This window comes from Thioclava marina (assembly GCF_002020135.1).
GTDB lineage: Bacteria > Pseudomonadota > Alphaproteobacteria > Rhodobacterales > Rhodobacteraceae > Thioclava > Thioclava marina.
On sequence record NZ_MPZS01000001.1, the window covers coordinates 1,650,320 to 1,675,884 of the forward strand.

Annotated in this window: 25 protein-coding genes; 16 read left to right on the top strand and 9 right to left on the bottom strand. The window is 64.7% G+C overall.

Features of this window, described 5'->3' with window-relative positions; translation table 11 throughout:
• Window positions 1-27 precede the first annotated feature (27 nt).
• Together BMG00_RS07965 and BMG00_RS07970 are read left to right on the top strand one after the other, a co-directional pair.
• Complete coding sequence (locus BMG00_RS07965) at window positions 28-1,035, top strand: polysaccharide pyruvyl transferase family protein (protein WP_078526199.1); 1,008 nt, start codon at window positions 28-30, stop codon at window positions 1,033-1,035.
• Window positions 1,036-1,177: 142 nt separating this feature from the next.
• Window positions 1,178-1,804: an O-methyltransferase gene (locus BMG00_RS07970; RefSeq protein WP_245794967.1), complete on the top strand. Its 627-nt coding sequence runs from the start codon at window positions 1,178-1,180 to the stop codon at window positions 1,802-1,804.
• 57 nt (window positions 1,805-1,861) lie between these two features.
• On the opposite strand, the gene pnp is transcribed toward BMG00_RS07970, so the two are convergent.
• Window positions 1,862-4,006, bottom strand: a complete 2,145-nt coding sequence (pnp, locus tag BMG00_RS07975; protein WP_078526201.1) for a polyribonucleotide nucleotidyltransferase — start codon at window positions 4,004-4,006, stop codon at window positions 1,862-1,864.
• 260 nt (window positions 4,007-4,266) lie between these two features.
• Between pnp and BMG00_RS07980 the strand changes: the two genes are divergently transcribed.
• Window positions 4,267-4,983, top strand: a complete 717-nt coding sequence (locus tag BMG00_RS07980) for an NYN domain-containing protein (protein ID WP_078573860.1) — start codon at window positions 4,267-4,269, stop codon at window positions 4,981-4,983.
• A gap of 79 nt (window positions 4,984-5,062) precedes the next feature.
• Here BMG00_RS07980 and rpsO read toward each other — a convergent pair whose 3' ends face one another.
• The 6 genes from rpsO to rbfA form a co-directional block, all read right to left on the bottom strand.
• The gene (gene rpsO / locus BMG00_RS07985; protein ID WP_038075202.1) at window positions 5,063-5,332 is read right to left on the bottom strand and encodes a 30S ribosomal protein S15; all 270 of its coding nucleotides are present in this window, start codon (window positions 5,330-5,332) and stop codon (window positions 5,063-5,065) included.
• A 120-nt stretch (window positions 5,333-5,452) separates the two neighbouring features.
• On the bottom strand, window positions 5,453-6,496 hold the full coding sequence (locus tag BMG00_RS07990) for a calcium-binding protein (RefSeq protein WP_078573861.1): 1,044 nt from the start codon (window positions 6,494-6,496) through the stop codon (window positions 5,453-5,455).
• 94 nt (window positions 6,497-6,590) lie between these two features.
• A complete protein-coding gene (locus BMG00_RS07995) occupies window positions 6,591-7,115 on the bottom strand; it encodes a DUF1643 domain-containing protein (RefSeq protein WP_078573862.1) in 525 nt (174 codons plus the stop codon).
• A gap of 83 nt (window positions 7,116-7,198) precedes the next feature.
• Window positions 7,199-8,101, bottom strand: a complete 903-nt coding sequence (gene truB / locus BMG00_RS08000) for a tRNA pseudouridine(55) synthase TruB (RefSeq protein ID WP_078573863.1) — start codon at window positions 8,099-8,101, stop codon at window positions 7,199-7,201.
• Between the two features lie 52 nt (window positions 8,102-8,153).
• A complete protein-coding gene (locus BMG00_RS08005; RefSeq protein WP_078573865.1) occupies window positions 8,154-8,903 on the bottom strand; it encodes a phosphodiester glycosidase family protein in 750 nt (249 codons plus the stop codon).
• Window positions 8,884-9,306, bottom strand: a complete 423-nt coding sequence (gene rbfA, locus BMG00_RS08010; protein ID WP_078573866.1) for a 30S ribosome-binding factor RbfA — start codon at window positions 9,304-9,306, stop codon at window positions 8,884-8,886. The genes BMG00_RS08005 and rbfA overlap by 20 nt, the downstream gene beginning before the upstream one ends.
• A gap of 98 nt (window positions 9,307-9,404) precedes the next feature.
• Here rbfA and dapB point away from each other — a divergent pair, with 98 nt between their 5' ends.
• Complete coding sequence (gene dapB, locus BMG00_RS08015) at window positions 9,405-10,214, top strand: 4-hydroxy-tetrahydrodipicolinate reductase (protein WP_078526215.1); 810 nt, start codon at window positions 9,405-9,407, stop codon at window positions 10,212-10,214.
• A gap of 195 nt (window positions 10,215-10,409) precedes the next feature.
• On the opposite strand, the gene BMG00_RS08020 is transcribed toward dapB, so the two are convergent.
• Window positions 10,410-10,595 (bottom strand): DUF1674 domain-containing protein, encoded by a 186-nt coding sequence (locus tag BMG00_RS08020; RefSeq protein WP_078573867.1) that lies wholly within the window; start codon window positions 10,593-10,595, stop codon window positions 10,410-10,412.
• Between the two features lie 81 nt (window positions 10,596-10,676).
• Here BMG00_RS08020 and BMG00_RS08025 point away from each other — a divergent pair, with 81 nt between their 5' ends.
• The 12 genes from BMG00_RS08025 (at window position 10,677) to BMG00_RS08080 (ending at window position 24,682) form a co-directional block, all read left to right on the top strand.
• Window positions 10,677-11,948, top strand: coding sequence for an RsmB/NOP family class I SAM-dependent RNA methyltransferase (locus BMG00_RS08025; RefSeq protein WP_078573868.1), 1,272 nt, complete (start codon window positions 10,677-10,679; stop codon window positions 11,946-11,948).
• 89 nt (window positions 11,949-12,037) lie between these two features.
• On the top strand, window positions 12,038-13,759 hold the full coding sequence (locus BMG00_RS08030; RefSeq protein WP_078573870.1) for a heparinase II/III family protein: 1,722 nt from the start codon (window positions 12,038-12,040) through the stop codon (window positions 13,757-13,759).
• Between the two features lie 66 nt (window positions 13,760-13,825).
• Complete coding sequence (gene purH / locus BMG00_RS08035) at window positions 13,826-15,412, top strand: bifunctional phosphoribosylaminoimidazolecarboxamide formyltransferase/IMP cyclohydrolase (RefSeq protein ID WP_078573871.1); 1,587 nt, start codon at window positions 13,826-13,828, stop codon at window positions 15,410-15,412.
• Between the two features lie 82 nt (window positions 15,413-15,494).
• Window positions 15,495-15,974 (top strand): signal peptidase II, encoded by a 480-nt coding sequence (lspA, locus tag BMG00_RS08040; protein ID WP_078526226.1) that lies wholly within the window; start codon window positions 15,495-15,497, stop codon window positions 15,972-15,974.
• Window positions 15,975-16,046: 72 nt separating this feature from the next.
• Window positions 16,047-16,598, top strand: coding sequence for a DUF3035 domain-containing protein (locus tag BMG00_RS08045; RefSeq protein ID WP_078526228.1), 552 nt, complete (start codon window positions 16,047-16,049; stop codon window positions 16,596-16,598).
• A 120-nt stretch (window positions 16,599-16,718) separates the two neighbouring features.
• Window positions 16,719-18,071, top strand: coding sequence for a M16 family metallopeptidase (locus BMG00_RS08050; RefSeq protein WP_078574277.1), 1,353 nt, complete (start codon window positions 16,719-16,721; stop codon window positions 18,069-18,071).
• Window positions 18,068-19,393, top strand: coding sequence for a M16 family metallopeptidase (locus BMG00_RS08055; protein ID WP_078573873.1), 1,326 nt, complete (start codon window positions 18,068-18,070; stop codon window positions 19,391-19,393). Before BMG00_RS08050 ends, BMG00_RS08055 begins: the two co-directional genes overlap by 4 nt.
• A gap of 79 nt (window positions 19,394-19,472) precedes the next feature.
• Window positions 19,473-21,341 (top strand): DNA mismatch repair endonuclease MutL, encoded by a 1,869-nt coding sequence (gene mutL / locus BMG00_RS08060; RefSeq protein ID WP_078573874.1) that lies wholly within the window; start codon window positions 19,473-19,475, stop codon window positions 21,339-21,341.
• Window positions 21,338-22,516 (top strand): DNA recombination protein RmuC, encoded by a 1,179-nt coding sequence (locus tag BMG00_RS08065; RefSeq protein ID WP_078573876.1) that lies wholly within the window; start codon window positions 21,338-21,340, stop codon window positions 22,514-22,516. Before mutL ends, BMG00_RS08065 begins: the two co-directional genes overlap by 4 nt.
• A gap of 51 nt (window positions 22,517-22,567) precedes the next feature.
• A complete protein-coding gene (locus tag BMG00_RS08070) occupies window positions 22,568-23,680 on the top strand; it encodes an aminodeoxychorismate synthase component I (protein ID WP_078573883.1) in 1,113 nt (370 codons plus the stop codon).
• Window positions 23,653-24,270, top strand: a complete 618-nt coding sequence (locus tag BMG00_RS08075) for an aminotransferase class IV family protein (RefSeq protein WP_078573890.1) — start codon at window positions 23,653-23,655, stop codon at window positions 24,268-24,270. The genes BMG00_RS08070 and BMG00_RS08075 overlap by 28 nt, the downstream gene beginning before the upstream one ends.
• Before the next feature lie 67 nt (window positions 24,271-24,337).
• Window positions 24,338-24,682: a DUF3775 domain-containing protein gene (locus BMG00_RS08080; protein ID WP_078526241.1), complete on the top strand. Its 345-nt coding sequence runs from the start codon at window positions 24,338-24,340 to the stop codon at window positions 24,680-24,682.
• Window positions 24,683-24,771: 89 nt separating this feature from the next.
• Here BMG00_RS08080 and BMG00_RS08085 read toward each other — a convergent pair whose 3' ends face one another.
• Window positions 24,772-25,458, bottom strand: coding sequence for a response regulator transcription factor (locus BMG00_RS08085; RefSeq protein WP_078527222.1), 687 nt, complete (start codon window positions 25,456-25,458; stop codon window positions 24,772-24,774).
• Window positions 25,459-25,565: the final 107 nt, after the last annotated feature.

Sequence of the window (25,565 nt, forward strand, 5' to 3'; positions counted from 1 at the left end):
TCAATTCAGGAAGCAGGTAATCGGGTAATGGCTCGGAACATCGAGACAGTGAAGCCGAGGCGCGCGCTCCTGATGGGCGCCTTAAGCACTGTCGGCGATGTCGAAGTTCTTCATCAGGTCACTCGGCGCCTTCGCGACCTAGGAGTGCCCTTTGAAGTAGCGCCCTTCTCGAAGCGCAGAACAGAGATGTTTGATGAGTGGGTCGACGTGTCGACGCTCGATCCACGAGACTATTCGCACGTTGTCTTCGTCTGCGGTCCGTTGACCCGAAAGATGATGGAAAAACGCTGGGAGACGCTGCGACACTTTGAGCATTGTGCCTTCATTGGCGTCAACCTCACGATGGTTGCAGACCTAGAAGCATTCAACCCCTTCGACGCGCTGATCGAACGCGACAGCAACAGGGTGACGCGCCCTGATCTGAGCTTTCTGCAAGAAGAACCGCGCGTTCCGGTTTTGGGGCTATGTCTCGTCGATAGCCAACGCGAGTATGGCAGCCGCCAAAGACACGCCAAGGCGAAAGACCTTCTGGAAGGGCTCATACGCCGCTCGGGTGCGGCGTGCATTGAAATCGATACCGTTCTCGCGCCGAACCGCCAGCAGCATGTCGAGAACGGCTTCTATAATGCCGCCCAGTTCGAATCTGCGGTTGCCCGCGTCGATGTGCTGTTGACGACGAGGTTGCACGGCACGGTTCTTGCCCTGAAAAATGGCGTTCCCGCTATTTCCATTGATGCCGTTCTCGGGGGCGACAAAGTCAGTCGGCAAACTCGGGAAATCGGGTGGGAAGAAGTCTTTGAAGCTGACAGCGTGACTGAAGAAGAGCTTGATCGCGCATTGGAAAGATGCCTTTTACCTGACGCCAGAGAGCGGGCACGGGCCTGTGCCGATCATGCGCGAAACAGTCTGGCGAACTTCGATGCCGGCTTTTCCAGCGCGATGAGCGTGCTGCCGGATCCCGCCCTCCGTTCGGGCCTGAGGTCTCGGCAAGGCTTGGTAAGAAAATTCCGCTCCCTACTAACAAAAGCACGCTGAAACCAGGTCGCTAACTTCGAATTATGCAAGACACGCTCGGCGTCTTTGCCCCCGCCAGCCTGACCCATTCCTTCCGCCCTCAGCCACAAGGAGCAGAAGCGCTGCCCGATAAGGTCACTGCGACACCATTAGCAAAAGGGTCATGTGCGAGATGAGTGGCGCTCCAGCACCCCGATCGGAACCCGAACTCACCTTCCCGCAAGAGGTTCAGGATTATCTCCGCGGAGCCTATTCAAAGGCCGACACGATCCTGGAATATGGCAGTGGCGGCTCGACCCTGCTGGCTGGACGTCTCGGCAAGCGAGTGTTCAGCGTGGAATCCGATCCTGACTGGGCGCAGATGATGCGCGAGCGACTGAGCGCGGCGGGCGTGGCCAAGAAAGCTGAAGTCATTCACGCCGATATCGGCCCCGTGGGCGCCTGGGGGCGGCCGATCGACGAACGTGCCTTCGGCCGGTTCCACACCTATCCGCTCTCCGTCTGGGACCGTCCGGACTTCATCCATCCCGACCTGATCCTGATCGACGGGCGGCTTAGGGTCGCCTGTTTCGTCTCCGCTGTGCTCCGGATCACACGCCCGGTCACCGTTCTCTTCGACGATTATCTAGAACGGCGGAAATACCATAAGGTCGAGCGATTGATCGAACCCGTCGAAACGATCGGCCGCATGGCCCGGTTCGAGCTCACCCCTGGCCTCGACATGTCAAAGCACTGGGGCTGGGCCATCGGTTCATTCAGCGACATCGCCTTCGCGCGCCGAAAGACGTAATGAAAAGCCCCGGCGCTTGGCCGGGGCTTCCTGATGTCGCAAACGGAGATCAGCCGATCACTCGGCCTTCTCGTCCTTCTTCTCCGGCGCGATTTCCTCGCCGGTTTCCTGATCGACCATCTTCATGCCGAGGCGGACTTTGCCGCGATCGTCGAAGCCGAGAAGTTTCACCTTCACTTCCTGACCTTCCTTGAGCACGTCGCTCGGGTGGTTCAGGCGCTTGTTGGCGATCTGCGAGACGTGCACGAGGCCGTCACGCTTGCCGAAGAAGTTCACGAAAGCGCCGAAATCGACCAGCTTCACCACCTTACCGGTGTAGATCTGGCCCTCTTCGGGCTCCGCCACGATCGCGTGGATCATGTCGTAGGCCTTCTTGATGGCATCGCCATTGGCCGAAGCGATCTTGATGATGCCGTCGTCGTTGATGTCGACCTTGGCGCCCGACACTTCCACGATCTCGCGGATCACCTTGCCGCCCGAACCGATCACTTCGCGGATCTTGTCGGTCGGGATCTGCATCGTCTCGATGCGCGGAGCATGAGCGGAGAATTCCGAACGGCCCTCGGAGAGCGCCTTGTTCATCTCGCCGAGGATGTGCATCCGACCGTCCTTCGCCTGCGCGAGGGCTTTCTCCATGATCTCGGGGGTGATGCCCGCGACCTTGATGTCCATCTGCAGCGAGGTGATGCCTTCGGCGGTACCAGCAACCTTGAAGTCCATGTCGCCGAGGTGATCCTCGTCGCCAAGGATGTCGGTCAGCACGGCCCAGGAGCCGTCATCTTCCAGCACGAGGCCCATCGCGACGCCTGCGACGGCGGCTTTCAGCGGCACGCCCGCATCCATCATCGACAGCGACCCGCCGCAGACCGAAGCCATCGACGAAGAGCCGTTCGATTCCGTGATCTCGGAGACCACGCGGATCGTGTAGGGGAAGTCGGTCGCCGCCGGCAGCACCGCCTGCAGCGCGCGCCATGCCAGCTTGCCGTGACCGATTTCACGACGGCCGGGCGAACCCACGCGGCCCACTTCGCCGACCGAGTAGGGCGGGAAGTTGTAGTGCAGCAGGAAGTTCGAGCGCGAGTTGCCGTGCAGCGCGTCGATGATCTGTTCGTCATCGCCGGTGCCGAGCGTGGTCACGACCAGCGCCTGCGTCTCGCCACGGGTGAACAGGGCCGAACCGTGGGTGCGTGGCAGGATGCCGGTTTCCGACACGATCGGGCGCACTTCGTTGAGCGCACGACCGTCGATGCGGCGGCCGTTCTTCACGACGTCGCCACGCAGCACGGCCGATTCCAGCTTCTTCATCGCGGTGCCGAGCGTCGGATCTTCGAGCTGCTCTTCGGTCAGCTGCGCCTTGATCTCTTCCTTGGCGGCGGCGACGGCGGCCACGCGCTCCTGCTTGTCGGTGATCGCATAGGCGGCGCGCATCTTCTCTTCGCCGAGACCTTTGACCACGTCGAGCATCGGCTTGTAGTCGGGGGCCTGGAAGTCGAAGGGCTCTTTCGCGGCGGCTTCGGCGAGGTCGATGATCAGGTCGATCACCGGCTGCATCGCCTCATGGCCGAACTTCACGGCGCCGAGCATTTCCTCTTCCGAAAGCTCGTAGGCTTCGGATTCCACCATCATCACGGCGTCCTTGGTGCCCGCGACGACGAGGTCGAGACGCTGCTCGGGGTTCTCGCGCAGCTTCTGCATGTCGTCGACTTCGGGGTTCAGGATGTATTCGCCATCCGAGAAGCCGACGCGCGCAGCGGCGATCGGGCCCATGAACGGCACGCCCGAAATGGTCAGCGCAGCCGAAGCGGCGATCATCGCGACGATGTCGGGCTCGTTCACGAGGTCATGCGAGAGAACGGTGCACATCACGAGCACTTCGTTCTTGAAGCCTTCCACGAAGAGCGGACGGCACGGACGGTCGATCAGGCGCGCCGTCAGCGTCTCTTTTTCGGACGGACGGGCTTCGCGCTTGAAGAAGCCACCCGGCACTTTACCGGCGGCGTAGTATTTTTCCTGGTAGTGAACCGTGAGCGGGAAGAAGTCCTGACCCGGCTTCGGTTCCTTGGCGAAGGTCACGTTGGCCATGACGCTCGTCTCGCCCAGAGTGGCGATGACCGAGCCGTCAGCCTGACGGGCAACCTTGCCGGTTTCCAGCGTGAGCTCTTCTTCGCCCCACTGGATGGATTTTTTCACAACATTGAACATTCAGCGTATCCTGTCTGGGAGCACTCACAGGCGTATCCCGTGTCTCCCGTTTGCATGGCGGCCCCATTGCCGCCGCCCCCAATCCTTATGCACGCGCCCGGGGGCCTTGGGCGTCACGTCTCAGATGGGGCTGCCCTTACAGGAAATGAAGGGGTTTGGGAAGGATTGAGTTGGGCGCTCCGGCGAGGGTGCGCCCAAATCTGGCCGCAATGACCTGTCACTTTGAATTCAGATAGCTAAGAAAGAATTACCGATCCTTCATGAACAAGCGCACTGCCCTTTTTATCGACGCCGAAAACATCTCCCCGAGCCTCGCCGCCAAGATCCTGTCACGCGCAAGATCGGGTGGAGAGCCTTTCTTGCGGCGTGCCTATGGGGATGTGGCAAAGATCAAGGGATGGGGCGAGCATCCGGCGATCCGCCTGATCCATTCGGGATGTGGCAAGAATGCGGGCGATCTCCTGCTTTCGCTCGACGCGCTCGAGATCGCGCTCGCTGATCAGGCGGAGCGGTTCGTGATCGCAAGCTCGGATGGCGACTTCACCCATCTCGCGACGCGCTTGCGCGACAAGGGCAAGGAGGTGATCGGGATCGGAGAGGGCAAAACGCCCCCCACATTCCGCGAGGCCTGCTCGATCTTTCACTCACTCGAAGCCCCGGCGACCAAACCTCCCGTGAAAGCCGCGACCAAGACCGCAGCGCAACCATCCAAGCCAACCGCGCCCCAGCCCGCCAAGGCGCTCTCTCTCGATCACAAGATCCGTTCGACAATTGCGCAGCACAGCAAGGCGGGGCGCGGCATGCTGATCACCCATCTCTCGTCCGCGATGAAAAACGCGCATGGCGTCAAGATCAGCGAGCTGCCCGAAAAGCGCTGGCGCTCCTATCTGGCCGATCGTCCCGCGCTTTACGACCTCGACCCGAAAGGCCCGGAGGCGCTGGTGCGTTTTCGCCCCGAGGGTTTCGCCAGCGCATAGATCAACGCGCCCCGGCGCAAAGCAAAACGCCCGCCTCTTGACGAGACGGGCGTTGCGTATTCCGACGAACCGGACGGTCTTAGCGACGCAGGCCGAGACGCTCGATCAGCGACTGGTAGCGTGCCACGTCCTTGGCCTTCAGGTAGTCGAGCAGCTTGCGGCGCTGCGCGACGAGCATCAGAAGACCACGACGCGAGTGGTTGTCTTTCTTGTGCTCTTTGAAGTGCTCGGTCAGGTTGGCGATGCGCTTCGAGAGGATAGCGACCTGAACTTCGGGCGAACCGGTGTCGCCTTCCTTGGTGCCGTATTCCTTGATGAGCGCGTTCTTGTCTTCAACGGTGATCGACATCGGGATCTCCTGTATTGAGGGTTCGGGCACGAGCCGGGATGTCGTCCAGCAAGGTCCATATATCCACCCCGAACGGGGCAGATGCGCGCATATAGACGCGAATCGACGTGATGAAAAGCCTTATTTTGCTGCCTCCGGCAGGGCGGCTCCCGGCAGATCCGACGGGACCATCAAGGTAACATCCTCGGCGCGCAGATCCCCCGCGTTCAGCACCTCGGCCAGCCGCACCCCATCGAGAAGCACAAAGGCCGCGCCGTCATGCGCCTCGGAGGGTTCGATACTGATGGTGGGCTCCGGCGCGCCCGCCGGATCGTAGAGCACCGCAATCCGGTCCTCGCCGGGGGTGTAATCGGCAATCGTCGCGGGTGCCGCGGGATCGATTTGATCGCTCAATGCGAAGAGATCCGCCTCTTCTCCGCCCTCGGCCCAGTCGCCTAGGCCCGCCAGAAGCGTATCGGCCCCCGCGCCGCCATTGAGCGTATCGGCGTCCATCACTGCCCGATCTGCGCTGCTCCCGATCAAAAGGTCGTCTCCGGCATCGCCGTTGAGTTCATCATCACCGGCACCGCCCAAAAGCGTATCGTCGCCGTCTGCCCCGCAGAGCGTGTCATCCCCTGTCCCGCCCGAGAGCCAATCCGCCCCGGCCCCGCCCAGTAGCCTGTCTGCCCCCGCATCGCCCGAGAGGGTATCCGCCCCGAAACCGCCCGAGAGCACGTCATCGCCTTCGTCCCCGCGCAGCCGATCGTCACCGTCGCCGCCTTCAAGTGTATCCGCCCCGGCGCCACCGCTCAGATCATCCGCGCCCGAATCTCCGAAAAGGCGATCGTCGCCGCCTTCACCCCAAAGCGTGTCATCGCCTGCATAGCCCGCGATCTGATCCCCGCCGGTGCCGCCCGCAATCTCGTTCGCCGCATCGTCTCCCCAGAGAATGTCATCGCCATCGCTGGCTTCGGGCGAGGCGACAGGATCAGTTCGCATCTCGCCCGCGCTGACATCCGCGTAATTCTCGGAAGCGACGTCGAGCAGATCGGGTCCCTCGACCTCTGGCCCCTCGTCGTGAGGTTCGTCCGGCTCTGCATCGTCTTCGTCGGGCGTCGAAAACGCGATGAGCCCCGCCGACGCCCCCGCGACGAACAAGCCCAGCAAACCGGACAGAAACAGCATCTTGCTCACCCCCGTGAAAACAGGGCGATTGTAGCGTCGGGAAGCGTTCTTCCCCTAATTCTAAAGAGTTAAATGCTTAACGATCCGTGGCCGGTCACGGCGCGGGCCAGGGCTCGGGCTGATGCTCATAGGCGATATAGAGCGGATGTTTGGGCGCGCCTGCCTTGGTCAGGCCAAGGTGATGCAATTCGCGCCCCGTCGCGCGCAAGAGCCGCTCCACAGCCGCGCCGCGATCCAGATGCGCGCCATGCGCCCCCCAGGCACAGATGATCCGGTCGCTTGGCCCACCGGCCCAATCGAGGCTCTTGCGGATCGCCGTATCGTTCTCCGGCCCGACCGGATCGGCCTGCGCGCGCATCACCTTCGGGTCGGTGGCGCGATAGGCGAAGATGTTCGTCACACGGAACGCGCCGAAACCGAGCGCCCGGGCGCGGCGTTCGCAACGCTCCACGGTGGGATCGTTCTGCACCTCGGTCGCAGTCGAAGGGTTAAGCATGATGAAAAGCGCGCGCGGCGCTTCGTCATCCCAGACCCGAGTAAGCAGGTAGCGGTAGGCCTCGCAATCGGAATAGACCGCGACGGAGGGGGCGTCGCCCTTGATATGCTCGCGCGTGATCATCGTGCTCGTCGTTCCCTTCCTTGCGCTTCTGGTCGCGTCGGATGCCTCCGGCGGGGATATTTGGACCAAGTCGCGGGGGCGCGTCAAAGATTGAAGACGCGGCTCGGATGCACCTCGCCGGATTTGTAGATGCCCACGGCGAGCGGCTGGCCCTCGAAGCTGACCCAGACCTCATCGCCCCATTCGGCCTCGCCCGGCAGAACCATGCCCGGGTTGCCGTTCTTCAGCCGCACCGCGCCCTCGGGTGTGGCCTTGAGCTGCGGCAAATCTTCCAGGCCCAGCTCCACCGGCAAAAGTTTCGCGTCGAGCTCGGGCGTCTTTGCCAGCTCGTCGATCTGCTCGATCGTCATCCCGTCGCTTGCCTCGAAGGGCCCCGACCATTCGCGGCGCAGCCAGAGTACATGACCGAGACAGCCCAGCTTCTGCCCCAGATCGCGCGCGATGGAACGCACATAGCCACCCTTGCCGCAAACCAGTTCCAGCTCGACCGTATCGGCATCGGGGCGCGCCAGCATCACGAGGCTTTCCACGTAAAGGGGCCGCGCGGCGAGATCCATTTCCTCGCCTGCACGCGCAAGCGCATAGGCGCGCTCGCCATCGACCTTCACGGCGGAGAATTGCGGCGGGACCTGTTCGATATCGCCCTCGAACGCCTTGAGCGCCTCTGCGATCTCGTCATCCGTGGGGCGCAGATCGGAGGTCTGGGTCACCTCGCCCTCGGCATCGTCGGTCTTGGTCGCCGCCCCGAGCCGCACCTGAAACCGGTAGCATTTCAGCGCATCGGTGATGAAAGGCACGGTCTTCGTGGCCTCGCCCAGCGCCACCGCAAGAACCCCCGTCGCCGCCGGATCGAGCGTGCCTGCATGGCCTGCCTTCTTCGCACCCAGCGCCCAGCGCACCTTGTTCACCACCGAGGTCGAGGTGATGCCTGCGGGTTTGTCCACGATGAGCCAGCCGGAAATATCGCGGCCTTTCTTGCGTGCCATGGGGCCTCCTTCGCGTTCGAGCCGCGCCTGCTAGCCCAAGGGGCGCGCCGCGTCAATCGGCAGGGCTTGGCGGCGCAGGCGCGATCAGCGCCACGATCGGCCCCATCGGCAGCCCCAGATCCTCACGCCCCTGATCGGGGATTGTGAGCCGCGAGACCTTGCCATCGAGGTAAAGCGCGTTCGGCGTCTTCAGGTCATCGCGGAAGAGCCGCGCGAATTCGTGGAAGGTGACGGGCGCATCCGAGATCGCGAAATAGGCGGTCTGGCCGTCCGCCGAAACGCCCACCCCGTTGCGAATATGTTTCGACGTGCCGTCTTCGAGGAACTTCGGATGCAACGCCCCGTCGATCACCAGCATCGGGCCCGATTGGGTCGCATAATCGCAGCTTGGCGGATCGGCGGCGAAAGCGCGCGATTCCACCACCGAAAACCCTTTGCCGATACAGAACACACCATTCGGCAGCAGCCCGAAATTCCCCGGCCCTTCGGAAGTGACGATCTTGTGCAGCTCCTCACCGCCTTCGATGAACAACCCCACCGGCTTTCTATCGGGATGATACATCCCGGCATTCATCGCGAAGACGATTTGATCGCCTGCGGGGATCACTTCGGAAAGCCGCTCGGGCGTGCCGATCAGATTGCCATCCGCATCATCGAGGAAAAGCCGCAGGTCATCCCCGGCATGGGCCTCGCAGACCGTATAGCGCGTGTCATCAAAGCTCAGATCGCGACAGGGCGCCTGCGCGAAGGCAGGCCCGGCCAGCAGCGCCAGCGCCGCCGCCCTATTCCAGATCGTCGTCATCTTCCTCGCGCGCGGCGATGTCGCGCTGCACAGTCTCGTCGGAAAACAGCCGCCGCGTCTCGTCCAGCCGGTCATAGGTCTCGTCCAGCCGGAACCGCAGGTCGGGGCTGTATTTCGCGGTCATTTCCTTGCCCAGCAGGTGCCGCAACTCGCCCTTGTTGCGCGCCAGCGCCGCGATCAGCTCCTTAGCACCCTGCCCACCCAGCGGCGTGACGTAAGCGGTCGCCACCTTCAGATCGGGCGAACAACGCACCTCGCCCACCGTCACCGAGATCCGGTTGAGATCGGGGTCATGCACATCGCCACGCAACAGGATGTCCGACAGCGTGCGCCGGATCAGTTCGCCCATGCGGAGCTGACGTTGCGAGGGGCCTTCGCCCGAGGAGAAGCGGTTCTTTGCCATGGCGCTCACATAGGGCGTCTGAAGCCCTTGCGCAACTGCGCCTTTGCCAAGCCCGCCTGCACAAGCTAGAGAACGCGCAACTGCGTAAGGAGAGAGACATGAGCGATCTGCCGGGCATCGTGATCACCGGGGCGTCGGGCCGGATGGGCCAGATGCTGATCCGCACCGTGACCGAGAGCGACAAGGCGCGCCTGGTCGGCGCGGTCGAACGTGCGGGCCATGACTGGATCGGTCAGGATCTGGGCACGGCCATGGGCGGCGCGCCCAGCGGCGTGATCGTCACCGACGATCCGCTCGAGGCGTTTTCCGGCGCGCAGGCCGTGATCGACTTCACCGCTCCCGCGGCCACGCGTGAATTCGCGAAACTCGCGGCTCAGGCCCGGCTCACCCATGTGATCGGCACGACCGGTATGGACGAAGATGACATCGCCGCGCTGAAGCCTTGCGCGCGCCACGCGGTGATCGTGCGCGCGGGCAATATGAGCCTCGGGGTGAACCTGCTGACGCAACTGACGAAGAAGGTCGCTCAGGCGCTCGATGCCGATTGGGATATCGAGGTGATCGAGGCGCATCACAACAAAAAGGTCGACGCCCCCTCCGGCACCGCGCTGATGCTGGGCGAGGCCGCCGCCGAAGGCCGGGGCATCGCTCTCTCGGAAAACCGCGAATCGGGCCGCGACGGCATTACCGGCGCGCGCAAGCGCGGGGCGATCGGCTTCTCGGCCATCCGTGGCGGCGATATCGTGGGCGAGCATGACGTGCTTTTCGCCGGCCTTGGCGAGCGCATCATCCTGCGTCATGTCGCGACCGACCGCGCGATCTTCGCACGCGGCGCGCTCAAGGCCGCGCTCTGGGGTCAGGACAAGGCCCCCGGCGAATATGACATGATGGACGTGCTGGGGCTCTGAACCGCGGCCCCTTCCTCTTGGTTCAAATATCCCGGGGGTGAGGCGCATCGCGCCGAGGGGGCGGCGCCCCCTCTCTGTCTGAGAAATGTCGCCATCCGGCGACGGGGGGCAGCGCCCCCTCTTTGTCCGGAAAATGTCGCCATCCGGCGACGGGGGGCAGCGCCCCCCTCTCCGGCCGCTCCGCCGGAACAACGCTCAGAAGTCGATCGCGATACCCTTCTTCTCCCAATCGCCGTAGCGCACGGGTTCGGGACCGTCGCGACCGCCAAGCTCGGTCGGCAGCTCCATCTCTTTGGCTTTCCTGCGGCGTTCTTCGGCCTCGGCCAGCGCGCGGATCGCTGCGGGTGGCAGCTCGCGCTTTTCTTCGGGCTGATCGGACATTGCCCTGTCCTTCCTTGTCTGCGGATCGGGGCATGATATAGGCCTGCGCTCAAGCCGCAACAAGCCAGGAAGCCGCAGCCCATGTCCAGACCCGACCCCGCGCGCCGCGCCGCCCTCGGCCTGATTGTCGGCGTTCTCGAGGATCACGAGAGCCTTGCCGACCAGATCGGTGCGGAGGCGCTCGACGGGTTGGAGCCCGCGCAACGCGCCCGCGCCCAGCGCCTCGCAACGACGACGCTGCGCCATATGGGCCGCGCGGACCGGATCCTCAAACCGCATCTGCGCCGCCGCGCGCCGACCGATGTGATGGCGCTGCTGCGATTGGCGACGGTCGAACTGCTGGAAGAGAAACAGGCCCCGCATGGTGTGGTCGATGCCGCCGTGACGCTGGTGAAATCGGCCGGACCGAAGGTGCGCAGCTTCTCGGGGCTGGTGAATGCGGTGCTGCGCAAGGTGGCCGAGGAAGGCGACAAATGGGAGGCCATCCCGGCCCCCGAGATGCCCGGCTGGCTGCGTGGGCGCGTGATGTCTGCCTTCGGCAAGAAGGCCGCGCAGGCGATGGAACTCGCGCATCTGGCCGGGGCGCCGCTCGATCTGAGCGCGAAGGAAGATGCGGCAGGCTGGGCGGAACGGCTGGGCGCGGAACTGCTGCCTACCGGCTCGCTGCGCTTGCATGAGGCCGGCAAGGTCTCGGACCTGCCCGGTTTCGAGGACGGCGCATGGTGGGTACAGGACGCGGCGGCGGCCCTGCCCGCGAAGCTGCTCGCTCCCGCAACCGGCGCCAGTGTGCTCGACCTTTGCGCCGCGCCGGGCGGCAAGACGCTGCAACTGGCAAGCGCCGGGGCGGAGGTCACCGCGCTCGATATTTCCGAGGCCCGTCTGGAACGGCTCGCCGAGAACCTCGACCGGATGCAGCTCGAGGCCGAGGTGATCGCAGCCGATGCGCTGGACTGGGAACCCGAGGCACCGTTCGATGCGATCCTGCTCGACGCGCCATGCTCGGCCACCGGCACGATCCGCCGCCACCCCGACCTGCCCTTCATCAAGGACGGCGGCTCGATCAAACCGCTCTTTGCCCTGCAGGAACAACTCCTCGATCGCGCTCTGCAATGGCTCAAACCCGGCGGCACGCTGGTTTATGCAACCTGCTCGCTTCTGCCCGAAGAGGGCGAGGCACAGATCAAGGCGGCACTCGCGCGTCATCCAGACCTCAGCGTCATTCGCCCCGACCTTCCCGGCATCGAACCCGACTGGATAACTGAGGAAGGCGGCCTGCGCCTGCGGCCCGATTATTGGCCCGAGCGCGGCGGCATGGACGGGTTCTACATGGCGAAGCTGCAACGCTCGGCCTGAACCCGCATCGCAGACGGTGACAGGTCGCGCCTGCGTGAGTAACGTGAGCGCATCCCCCCGACAGAAGGGCTTCTCGAGCGGCAACAGGAATGGGCAAGGACACTTCCGGATCGACGGCGAAACTCGACACGGCGCTCAACCGCCTTGCCGCCGCACGCGCGGGACGCGCCCGCCCCGCCACCGGGTTCGTCAGCCAGCCCGAGCCGCGCACGATCGGCTCCTTCGCCAAGGGGCGGCAGCTCATTCAGGGAAATTTCCTCTTCGCGGGCTTCCTGATCGAAGGCCCCGGCGTGAACATCTGGGATCTGCCGATGCCCGATCCCGCGTTTGAGGAGGCGTTGCAGGGTTGCGGCTGGCTCGATGACCTCGCCGCCGTGGGCGACCGAGAGGCGCGGATCCGCGCGCAGGATTGGGTCTTTGGCTGGATCGACCGCTTCGGCGGCGGCAAGGGTCCGGGCTGGACGCCTGATCTGACCGGTCGACGGCTGATCCGCTGGATCAACCACGCGATCTTGCTGCTCAACGGGCGCGAGCGCGACGATTCCGACCGGTTCTTCCGCACGCTCGGCCAGCAGACGATCTTCCTGTCGAAACGCTGGACCAGCACCGCGCCCGGCCTGCCGCGCTTCGAAGCTCTGACGGGTCTGATCTATGCAGGTCTCGCGCTGACCGGGATGGAGCGCCACGCGGCCCCCGCGATCGAGGCGCTGACAAAGGAATGCGAGGCGCAGATCGACGCCGAGGGCGGCCTTCCGACGCGCTGCCCCGAAGAGCTGCTCGAAGTCCTGACGCTGCTCAATTGGGCGAATGAGGCCCTGATCACCGCGGGACGCACCCCGCCGGGGGCGTTGCGAGACTCAATCTCGCGGATCGCGCCCACCCTGCGCGCGCTGCGCCATTCGGACGGGGCGCTGGCCCGCTTTCACGGCGGCGGGCGCGGGCTCGAGGGGCGGCTTGACGCCGCACTCTCGGCCACCGGCATTCGCGGCGTTCGGCGCGAGCCGATGGCGATGGGCTTCGTGCGCATGCAGGGCGGACGCAGCTCGCTCATCATCGACGCGGCACGACCGCCGCAGGGGCTGGCCTCGGCCAATGCCCATGCCTCGACGCTGGCTTTCGAGCTTACCTCGAGCCGCCGCCCGATGATCGTCAATTGCGGATCGGGCGCGCATTTCGGCCGTGACTGGCATCGCGCGGGCCGCGCCACGGCCAGCCATTCCACGCTTTCGATCTATGGCTATTCCTCCTCCCGTCTCGGGCCGGAACGGCTCTTTGGTCGCGCCCCGCGCGCCTATCTCGACAAGACGCCGAAAGATGTCTGGGCCCGCACCGACGACGCGACCGAGTCGGGCATGATCTTCGGCCATGACGGCTATACCGAGACCCACGGCATGACCCATATCCGTGAGCTCGACCTGAGCACGGACGGACGTGAACTGCGCGGGCGCGACACGCTCGGCGCAATGACACCCCAGGATATCGCCCGCTTCGAGCAGATCTTCGAACGCGAGGGGCTGCGCGGCATCCCCTTCGACATCCGGTTCCACCTTCATCCTGATTGCGACGCGACGCTGGACATGGGCGGCACCGCCGTCTCGGTCGCGCTGCGCTCGGGTGAGATCTGGGTTTTCCGTCACGATGGCGTGGCCGATCTGGCGCTGGAGCCTTCGGTCTACCTCGAAAAGGGACGCATTCGCCCCCGCGCGAGCCTGCAAATCGTGCTTTCGAGCAAGGTTCTTGATCGCGCCTGCCAGATTGGCTGGACCTTTTCGCAAGCACGCGATAACCCCTCGGCCATCGTCGCGCCCTGACCTTGGGGCAGATCCCGAGGCTCACAGGGTGCCCCCTGACCTGAGCCTTGCGAGGAGCTGCTGCCCGTGACCCGCCCGATCCCCCTCACCCGTGCGCTGATTTCCGTTTCCGACAAGACCGGACTGGTCGAGTTCGCCCAGGCGCTCGCCGCGCGCGGCGTGGAACTGCTGTCCACCGGCGGCACCGCCAAGACGCTGCGCGAAGCAGGCCTGAGCGTGCGCGACGTGGCGGACGTGACGGGCTTTCCGGAAATGATGGATGGCCGCGTGAAGACGCTGCACCCGAAAGTGCATGGCGGCCTGCTCGCGCTGCGCGACAACGAAGAACACCTCGCCGCGATGAAAGCCCATCAGATCGAGGCGATCGACCTGCTGGTGGTCAACCTCTACCCGTTCGAGGAAACCGTCGCGAAGGGCGCCGATTACGAGACCTGCATCGAGAATATCGACATCGGCGGCCCGGCGATGATCCGGGCTGCGGCGAAGAACCATGCTTTCGTCTCGACCGTGGTGGATGTGGAAGATTACGCCACCGTGTTGGCCGAGCTTGACGCCAATGACGGCGCGACCTCCTACCCCTTCCGCCAGCGCCTCGCCCAGATCGCCTATGCGCGCACCGCCGCCTATGACGCGGCCGTCTCGACCTGGATGGCGGGCGCCATCGGCGAAGAGACCCCGCGCCGCCGCGCCTTCGCGGGCAAGCTCGCGCAGACGCTGCGCTACGGCGAAAACCCGCACCAGCAGGCGGCCTTCTACCTCGACGGTACGAACCGTCCGGGCGTGGCGACCGCCAAGCAGATTCAGGGCAAGGAACTGAGCTACAACAACATCAACGACACCGATGCCGCGTTTGAACTCGTCTCGGAATTCGGCACCGACAAGCCCGCCGTCGCCATCATCAAACACGCCAACCCCTGCGGCGTGGCGACCGGCGAGACCGTGATCGAGGCCTATAAGCGCGCCTTCGACTGCGACCGCACCTCGGCCTTCGGCGGCATCATCGCACTGAACCAGACCCTCGACGCGGCCACCGCCGAAGAGATCACCAAGATCTTCTCGGAAGTCATCATCGCGCCCGCCGTGGACGAGGCGGCGAAGGAAGTCATCGCGAAGAAGAAAAACGTGCGCCTGCTGGAAACCGGCGGCCTGCCCGACACCACCGCGCCGATCACCACCTACCGTCAGGTCGCGGGTGGCTTCCTCGTGCAGGACAAGGACAATGGCGTGATCACGCTCGACGACCTGAAGGTCGTGACCGAGCGCCAGCCCTCCGAGCAGGAACTCAAAGACCTGCTGTTTGCGTGGAAAGTCGCGAAACACGTCAAGTCGAACGCGATCATCTACGTCAAGGACGGCGCGACCGTCGGCGTGGGCGCAGGCCAGATGAGCCGCGTCGACTCGACCCGGATCGCCGCGCGCAAGGCCAAGGACATGATGGAGGCCTGCGGCATGGCCGAGACGCCCACCAAGGGCTCGGTCGTGGCCTCGGATGCGTTCTTCCCCTTCGCCGACGGCCTGATCACCGCGGCTGAGGCGGGCGCCACCGCGATCATCCAGCCGGGCGGCTCGATGCGCGATCAGGAAGTGATCGACGCGGCCAACGAGCGCGGCCTCGCGATGGTCTTCACCGGAATGCGCCATTTCCGCCACTGATCTGTCGATTTCTGCGCGTAGCCCGGCGACACCGGGCTGCGCGGAGAATGCAGCGCGGACAAGGGACAGGACAAACAGAACAATGCGGCTTGCAGCGAAAGTGACGGCGGGGGTGCTGATCCTCGATCAGGTCACCAAATATATCGTGGTGCAGGGGCTCCATCTTGACCGGTTGGGCGCGATCGACGTAATCCCGCCCTTCCTCAATTTCCGCATGGCCTGGAATCGCGGCGTCAATTTCGGCCTGTTCTCGGGTGAGACCGATGCGATGCGCTGGGTGCTGATCCTCGTGGCGCTGGCGATCTCGGCCTGGGTCTGGTTCTGGATCGCGCGCGAGCCGCATAGCCGCAAGGTTCATGTCTCGGCGGGGCTTCTCGTCGGAGGCGCCCTTGGCAATGTCGTCGATCGGCTCGTCTATGGCGCGGTGGCCGATTTCCTCAACATGTCGCTGCCGGGCTGGACGAACCCCTATTCGTTCAACGTGGCCGACATCACGATCTTCCTAGGCGCGGTGGGGCTTGTTCTCTTCACCGGCAAGGACAATCGCGCGACCGAGCGCTAGGTTGGTTTTTCGCAGGTGACGCCGCCTTCGTGTTGCGCTAAGACGGGGTCGGAACTGGGAAGGGAGTGGTCCATGCAGGCTCGGATCGGCACGCTCGGAATCGCAATGATGGCGGTTTTGACGCTGGCTGCCTGCGGCAACAACCGCGAGCCCAGCCTGATGAATCTGCGTTCCTCGCATCAGGGGCCGGACGAATTCGGCGTGTTGCCGACGAAGCCGCTCGAGATGCCAAAGGATCTCAGCGCCCTGCCCGCGCCCACGCCGGGCGGCAAGAACATCACCGATCCCACCCCCGAAGCCGATGCCGTCGCCGCACTTGGCGGAAATCCGCGCCGCCTCGACGAGAGCGGGCAGGTTCCCACAGGCGACCGCGCACTGGTCTCGGCCGCGTCGCGCTATGGCAGCCAGGCGGGCATCCGCCAGACCCTCGCCGCCGAGGATTACGAGTGGCGCAAGGATCATGACGGCCGCCTGCTCGAGCGTCTGCTGAGCGTCTCGGTCTATTACAAGGCCTACAAGCCGATGGAGCTCGACCAGTCGGCCGAGCTTGAGCGTTGGCGCCGCCTTGGCATCATCACCCCTGCCGCTCCGCCCTCGGGCGAGGCGCAGCAGGAAGTGAAGTAACACGAAATCCCATCACGAGACCGTCAGCGTGCTTTGCACGGCGCGCGGGAGTGCCTATCTTGCTCGCAACTGTGTCTTGTGAGGAGTTGGGCATTGCGCGCGTTCCTGTTCGCCCTGCTGATGCTGGCAGGTCTGAGCCCGGCAGTCGCCGGTAACGTCTCTACCTTCGAATTGGAGAACGGCCTCAAGGGCGTCGTGATCGAAGATCACCGCGCCCCGGTCGTGGTCCATATGGTCTGGTACAAGGCCGGATCCGCCGATGAAAAGCGCGGGAAATCGGGCATCGCGCATTACCTGGAACACCTGATGTTCAAGGGCACCGACACGATGGCGCCGGGCGAGCTGTCGAAGACGGTCGCCGCGAATGGTGGCTCGGACAACGCCTTCACGAGCTACGATTACACCGCCTATTTCCAGCGCATCGCCGCCGACCGTCTGCCGCTGGTGATGAAGATGGAAGCGGACCGGATGCGCAACCTGCGGATCTCTCCCGATGACGCGAAGACCGAATTGCAGGTAATCCTCGAAGAACGCGCACAGCGCACCGATTCCAACCCTTCGGCGCTGTTCAACGAGCAAGAGCGCGCCGCCCAGTTCCTCAACTCGCCCTATGGCACGCCGGTAATCGGCTGGCGCAAGGAGATGGAGGGGCTGACGCGGCAGGACGCGCTGAACTGGTATCACGAATATTACGCACCGAATAACGCGGTTCTGGTGGTCGCAGGCGATGTGAAGCCCGATGAGGTCAAGGCGCTGGCCGAAAAGTACTACGGCGCCCTGAAGCCGACCGAAGATCTGCAGCCGCGTGCGCGCCCGCAAGAGCCGCCGCAACGCGCCGCGCGCCACATCACCTTCCGCGATGACCGCGTGGCCCAGCCCTATCTCGTGCGCTCCTATCTCGCCCCCGAGCGCAACCCTGGCGATCAGAAGCGCGCCGCCGCCCTGACCGTGCTGTCGGAAATTCTCGGCGGCAATCAGGCGACCTCGGTGCTTGGCCGCAAGCTGATCTATGGTGACGGCACAGCGATCTATGCCTCGACGTATTACGACGGCATGTCGATCGACCAGACCACCTTCAACATCTCGGTCATGCCGGCGAAGGATGTAAGCCTTCCCGAAGCCGAAAAGGCGCTCGATCATGCGATCGAACAGTTCCTCACCGAAGGGATCGACCCCGATCAGTTCGCCCGGATCAAGACGCAGGTGAAAGCCGCCGAGATCTATTCGCGCGACAACACCCAGGGGCTCGCGCGCCGCTATGGCGAGGCGCTGGCCTCGGGCTTTTCCGTGCAGGATGTCGATGCCTGGCCCGATGTGCTGACCTCGGTCACCGAAGAGGACGTGATGGCCGCCGCCCATGATCTGTTCGAGGCGCGCAACTCGGTCACCGGCTACGCCGAACCCGCGAGCAAGCCGCTCGCCGCTGCGGCCCCGGCCGTCCCGCCCGCCCCCGCGCAGGAGGTCACGCAATGATCCATACCCGTTTCCCGATCGCCGCGCGTCTCGCGATGGCGACCCTTTTCGCGCTGATCCTCGCCCTGCCGGCCCGCGCCATCGAGATCCAGGAAGTGACCTCCCCCGGCGGCATCAAGGCGTGGCTCGTCGAGAATCACGACATCCCCTTCACCGCACTCGACATTGCCTTCAAGGGCGGTGCGAGTCTCGATGCACCCGGCAAGCGCGGCGCGATCAACCTTATGACCGCAACCCTCGAAGAGGGCGCCGGTCAGATGGACAGCCAGCAATTCGCCGAGGCGCAGGAGGCGCTCGCGGCGCAGTTCAGCTTCGACGTCGGGGATGATTCCCTCGAGGTTTCGGCCCGGATGCTGAGCGAAAACCGCGACAAGGCGGTCAGCCTGCTGCGCGAGGCGCTGGTCAATCCGCGCTTCGACCAGACCGCGATCGACCGCGTGCGCCAGCAGGTTCTCGCGATCATCGCCTCGGACAAGCAAGATCCCAACGCCATCGCCGCCGAGACTTTCCGCAAAATCGCCTATGGCGACCACCCCTATGGCAGCTCGCTCAACGGCACCGAGGAGAGCGTGAAGGGGCTGACGCGCGAGGACATGTTCGCGGCCAAGGACCGCGTGATGACGCGCGATCACATGGTGATTTCGGCCGTGGGCGATATTACGCCCGAAGAGCTCGGCCCTATGCTCGACAAGCTCCTGGGGGATCTCCCCGAAACAGGGGCCGAGAAGCCGCCCGCCGTCGCACCCGAACTGAAGGGCGGCGTGACGACGGTTGATTTCGACAGCCCGCAATCGGTGGTCATGTTCGGCCAGAAGGGTATCGCGATGAGCGATCCCGATTTCTTCCCGGCCTATGTGCTCAACCAGATCCTCGGCGCTGGCGGTTTTTCGTCGCGGCTGATGGATGAGGTGCGCGAGAAGCGCGGCCTGACCTATGGCATCGCCTCCTACATCGTCGACAAGGACCTCGCGAAGACCTGGCAAGGCAGCTTCGCCTCGGCCAATGAAAAGGTCGCCGAGGCGATCTCCGTGGTGGAAGAGGAATGGCGCAAGGCAGCCACCGGAAAGGTGACCGACAAGGAGCTTGAAGACGCCAAGACCTACCTGAGCGGAGCCTATCCGCTGCGCTTCGACGGCAATGGCACGATCGCGGGGATCCTGACCGGCATGCAGCTCAACGGTATGGATCGCAGCTATATCGACACCCGCAACGACAAGGTGAACGCGGTCACGAAAGAGGATATCGCGCGTGTCGCGGAGCGTATTCTCGACGCGAAAGAGCTGACCTTTGTCGTGGTCGGGCGCCCGCAAGGGCTGAACTGATTTAGTCGGCCAGATTTCGCTGGGGATAGATGGCGCGAATCTCTTTAGATGAGACCTCCGCCATGCTATCCCTAGTGGAATGAACCAGCACAACCGCAACATAGGCACGGGCGAACGCCCGGTGATCCGTCAACTCGATGACGCTGCGGCAAACCGCATCGCGGCGGGCGAGGTGGTCGAGCGCCCGGCCTCCGCAGTCAAGGAGCTGGTGGAGAACGCTTTGGACGCGGGCGCCACCCGGATCGCGGTGGATTACGCCGATGGCGGCAAGACCCTGATCCGCGTGAGCGACGATGGCTGCGGGATGACCGCCGAGGATCTGCCGCTGGCGCTCTCGCGTCACGCCACCTCGAAGATCGACGGCTCGGACCTTCTGAATATCCACACCTTCGGGTTTCGCGGTGAGGCGCTGCCGTCCTTGGGGGCGGTGGGCCGACTGACGATCACCTCGCGCGCGGACGGGTTCGACGCCTGCCAGATCACCGTCGCCGGCGGGCAGATCGGCCCGGTGAAACCTGCGGCACTGAATCGGGGCACGGTGGTCGAACTGCGCGACCTGTTCTTCGCGACCCCCGCGCGGCTGAAATTCATGCGCACCGACCGGGCAGAGGCACAGGCAATCACGGACGTGATGAAGCGCCTCGCGATGGCGGAACCCTATGTCAGCTTCACTCTCACCGATGTCTCGAATGACAAATCGCGCGAGATCTTCCGCGCCGATGCCGAACAGGGCGAGCTGTTCGACGCGCTCGCGGCGCGGCTCGGCCGGGTGATCGGCCGCGCATTTGCCGATAACGCCGTGAAGATCGAGGCCGAGCGCGAAGAGATCCGCCTGACGGGCTATGCCGCGCTGCCCACCTATTCGCGCGGTGCGGCGGTGGAGCAGTTCCTCTTCGTCAACGGCCGCCCGGTCCGCGACAAGCAGCTGATCGGGGCACTGCGCGCGGCTTACATGGATTTCCTGAGCCGCGAGCGTCACCCCGCCGCCTGCCTCTTCATCACCTGCGACCCCGAGCGCGTCGACGTGAACGTGCATCCGGCCAAGGCCGAGGTGCGCTTCCGCGAGGCGGGCACCGTGCGCGGACTGATCGTGACCGGGCTGCGCCACGCGCTTGCGCAGGCGGGCCATCGCGCCTCCTCGACCGTAGCCGAGGCGACGCTGGGCGCGATGCGTCCAGAACCTACCGCCGACCAGCCGCCGCGTATCTACCAGATGGACCGCCCGAGCTATGGCGCGATGCGCACGTCCTATGCTGCGCAGGCCCCGCTGATCGAGCCGGTTTTCAACGAGGCCCCCGCCCCGCGTTTCGACTATGCGCCCTCTGCGCGCGCCGAAGCCACGGCCCCCGCAGAGCCGACCCTGACCGAGAAACCGCTCGGCGCCGCCCGCGCGCAGGTGCATGAGAACTACATCATCGCCCAGACCGAACGCGGCATCGTCATCGTCGATCAGCACGCGGCGCATGAGCGGCTGGTTTATGAAAAGCTGAAAGCTCAGATGGCCGAAAACGGCGTGCCCGCGCAGGCCTTGCTGATCCCCGAGATCGTGGAGCTGTCCCAAGGCGACGCGGCACTGCTGCTGGAACATGCCGAGGCGCTTGGCCGTCTGGGCCTGACCATCGAACCCTTCGGCGGCGCGGCCATTGCCGTGCGCGAAACCCCTGCCGTTCTCGGCGAGATCAACGCCGAAGCGCTGCTGCGTGACGTGCTCGATGAGCTTGCCGATCTGGGCGACAGCCAGCTGGTGCAGGCCAAGATCGAGGCGGTTCTGAGCCGGATGGCCTGCCACGGCTCGATCCGCTCGGGCCGCCAGATGCGCGCCGACGAGATGAACGCGCTCCTGCGCCAGATGGAAGCCACCCCCCATTCCGGTCAGTGCAACCACGGGCGCCCGACCTATGTCGAACTGAAACTCAGCGATATCGAAAGGCTCTTCGGGCGCACATGATCCAGATCGGCGATATGACCCTGAACCTCGGCGACCCGCTGACCCTCGGCCTTCTGGCCGGGGCGGCTGCGCTTGTGATCGTGCTTTTCCTGATGATCGCCATCCTGCGCGCAGCGGGCCGTCAGACCCGCGCAATGGACCCGATGATCGGCCAGATGAACCTGCTCGCGCAGCGCGTTCAGAACCTCTCGGACGGGCAGCAACAACTGACCGGCGGGTTGCATCATGTCTCCGAGGCGCAGGCCGCGAGCCAGACCAAGGTGCTTGCCCTGATGGAACAGCGTCTCGCCGATGTCTCCCGCGCGATGGGCGAGAGCCTGCACGGCACCGCGACCCGCACGGCGCGATCCCTAGGCGACCTGCATCAGCGGCTCGAAGCGATCGACAAGGCGCAGGCCAATATCGAGAAGCTCTCGGGCAATGTGCTGAGCCTTCAGGACATCCTGTCGAACAAGCAGACGCGCGGGGCGTTCGGGGAAATCCAGCTGCACGATATCGTGGGCAAGGCGCTGCCGTCGGACAGTTTCACGATGCAGGCGACGCTGTCGAACGGGAAGCGCGCGGATTGCCTGATCCACCTGCCCAACCCGCCCGGTCCCATCGTGATCGACTCGAAATTCCCGCTGGAGGCCTATGAGGCGCTGCGCCGCGCGGACACCCAATGGGAACTGCAAGAAGCCGCCCGCGCGATGAAGTCGGCCGTGCGCGCGCATATCAAGGCGATCTCGGAGAAATACATTCTCGAAGGCGAAACCGCCGATGGCGCACTGATGTTCCTGCCCTCGGAAGCCGTCTATGCCGAGCTGCACGCGAACTTCCCCGAGCTGGTGCGTGAGGGCTTTGCCGCAAAGGTCTGGATCGTCTCGCCCACGACCTGCATGGCGACGCTGAACACGATGCGCGCGGTTCTGAAGGATGCGCGGATGCGCGAACAGGCAGGCGCGATCCGCAAGGAACTGGCCGCGCTTTACTCGGATGTCGACCGTCTCGGCACGCGCGTCGAGAACCTCGACCGACATTTCGGCCAGGCTGCGAAGGATATCGCGGAGATCAAGATCTCGGCCGAGAAGGCCGGAAAGCGCGCGCGCCGCCTGGATAATTTCGATTTCGAGGAGCTTGCCCCGGATGTCCCCGCGCAACCGCAGCTCGTCTCGGTTAGCGAAAATAAGAGCTAAGCGTCGCTTTTCGGCTGCCTGAGCCTTCGGAGACTGGCATAGAGTGCGCCCATGAATGACGAGGTCCGTTTCGACAGGGGGCCGGACGGTCGGCGCTGCCGCTTCCGCGACCCCCACGAGGTCATCCGCGCCGATGCGCCGGAGGATCTGCCCGCAGCTTTCGCGGCGATCACGCGCGCGCAGGCCGAGGGGCGCTGGCTGGCCGGGTTCGCCGCCTATGAGCTGGGCTATTGCCTGACCGAACGCCTCGCGCCGCTCTTGCCGGAACATCGCGATCTGCCGCTGCTGGCCTTCGGGGTTTACGACGCGCCCGAGGACCTGCCGCCGCCGGTGTCCGAGCACGCGCCGCAGATCGAGCTGGGCGAACCGCTCTGGTCCGAGGCGCGTTATGCCGAGGCATTCCAGACGGTCCACGACTATATCGGCGCGGGCGATTGCTATCAGGTGAACCTGACCTTCCCGGTGCCCGTGATGTGCGACGCCCCGCCCGAGGCGCTTTACGCTGCCCTGTCCAGCGCCGGCCAAGTCCCCCATGGGGCCGATGTCGCGCTGGCCGGGGTGCGGCTGCTGTCGCGCTCGCCCGAGCTCTTCTTTCGGGTCGAGGGTGGCAAGATCGTCACGCGCCCGATGAAAGGCACCCGCCCTCGCGGGGCGACGCCCGAAGAGGACGCGGCGCTGAAGGCCGATCTGATGGGGGCCGAGAAGGATCGCGCCGAGAACCTGATGATCGTCGATCTGCTGCGCAACGACATCTCGCGGATCTGCGCGCCGGGCTCGGTCAAGGTGCCGCGCCTCTTCGAGGTCGAAACCTATCGCTCGGTCCACCAGATGATCTCGGAGATCGAGGGCGAACTGGTCCCCGGCACCGATCTCCCCGAGATCCTGCGCGCGATGTTCCCCTGCGGCTCGGTGACAGGCGCGCCGAAGATCCGCGCGATGGAGATCATCCGCGAGCTGGAGCCGGACCCGCGCGGCATCTATTGCGGCGCGATCGGCTGGACCGCGCCCGACGGCCGGATGGAGTTCAACGTCGCAATCCGCACGCTGATGCAGACCGGCCCCGGCCAATGGCGGGTGAATGTCGGCGGCGGGTTGGTCTATGATTCCACCGCCCATGGCGAATATGAGGAAGCGCTTTGGAAAACCCGGTTCCTGCAGATCTGAAGTTGATCGAGACCTTCGGCTGGCACCCCGGCGAGGGAATCCGGCGCCGCGCCCGCCATATCGCGCGGCTGGCCCGCGGGGCCGCGCAGCTCGGCTACCCGCTCGACAAGACTGCCTTGACCGCAGCCCTCGCAGCGCTTTCGGGTGCAAGCCCCCTGCGCGTGCGCCTGACCCTTGATGCCAAGGGAGCGATCGAGATCACCTCCGCGCCCCTGACCCCGACCACCGCCTGGCGCGTTCATATCTCGAACGTCACGCTCGACAGCCAGGACCCGATGCTGCGCCTGAAGACCACGGCGCGCGCGCCCTACGACGCCGCCCGCGCCGCCCTGCCAGACGGTATCGACGAGGCGATCCTGCTCAACGAGCGCGGCGAGATCTGCGAGGGCACGATCACCAACCTCTTCCTGAAACGCGGCGGGATCTACCTGACCCCGCCACTCGCCTGCGGCTTGCTGCCGGGCATCCTGCGCGAAGAGCTTCTGGAAACGGGAGCGGCGCGCGAAGCCCTCCTGCGGCCAGAGGATCTGGCACAGGGCGAGATCTTCATGGGCAACTCTCTGCGCGGCCTGATCCCTGCGCGGGCTTGACGCGACACGCAAACGCTTGCACACGCCGCGCATTGACGGGATTATAAGCCCATAAACGGAGGGACCCATGCTCACCATCAGCCCGGCCAAGATTGCCCATGTCATCATCCGCGCGCGCAAGTTCGACGCGGACGTGCCCGGCTCGGGTCAGGCCCGTGAGCTGCGCGCCTTCATCGCCGCCCTCAACGAGGACGAACAGGCGGCGCTGACCGCCGTAATGTGGATCGGCCGCGACACCTTCGACGCTTCCGAACTCGACGAGGCGATGCAGACCGCCAAGGCCGAGGCCACCGCGCCGACCGAGGATTACCTGCTCGGCAATCCGATGCTCGCCGATCATCTCGAAGACGGGCTGAACGCGCTCGGCATTAGCCTCGAAGAGGCAGAGGAAGACATCTACCCCTCCGTCTGATTTCGTCGACTGAAACGACAAAGGCGGCCCCCGCAGGGACCGCCCTCGTCACTTGTTACCAAGAGACACTGACACAAAGAGAGACGGGATCAGGCTACCAGACGGTAGCCGCCCGATTCGGTCACAAGCAGACGCGCGTTCGAGGGATCGGGCTCGATCTTTTGACGCAGGCGATAGATATGCGTCTCGAGCGTGTGGGTCGTGACCCCCGCATTGTAGCCCCAGACCTCATGCAGCAGCACGTCGCGCGGCACCACGCCATCGGTGGCGCGATAGAGGAACTTGAGGATGTTGGTTTCCTTCTCGGTCAGGCGCACCTTGCGGTCCTTGTCGTCGACCAGCATCTTCATCGCCGGCTTGAACGTATACGGGCCAAGCTGGAAGACAGCGTCCTCGGACTGCTCATGGGTGCGCAGCTGGGCGCGCAGGCGGGCGAGGAGCACGGGAAACTTGAAGGGTTTGGTGACGTAGTCATTCGCGCCCGAGTCGAGGCCGAGGATCGTGTCGGCATCGGTATCGTGGCCGGTGAGCATGATGATCGGGCATTTCACGCCCTGCTTGCGCAGTTTCTTGCACAGCTCGCGGCCGTCGGTATCGGGCAGGCCCACATCGAGCACGACGAGATCGTAAAGCGCCGACTTGGCCTTATCCACGGCTTCGTGACCGTTCCCGGCTTCGTACACATCGAAATCGTCCGTCGCGATCAGCTGCTCGGCCAGCGCCTCGCGCAGATCGGTATCGTCGTCAACCAAAAGAACTTTCTTCAAGGTCGCCATCTGTTCCGCCTCCACTTGCATTTGACGCATAGCTGTTGCGCATTCGCTTGCATGGCAAGGGGAGTGAAACCAATCTCACGCGGACGTGTCAAATCGCGTGGAGATAT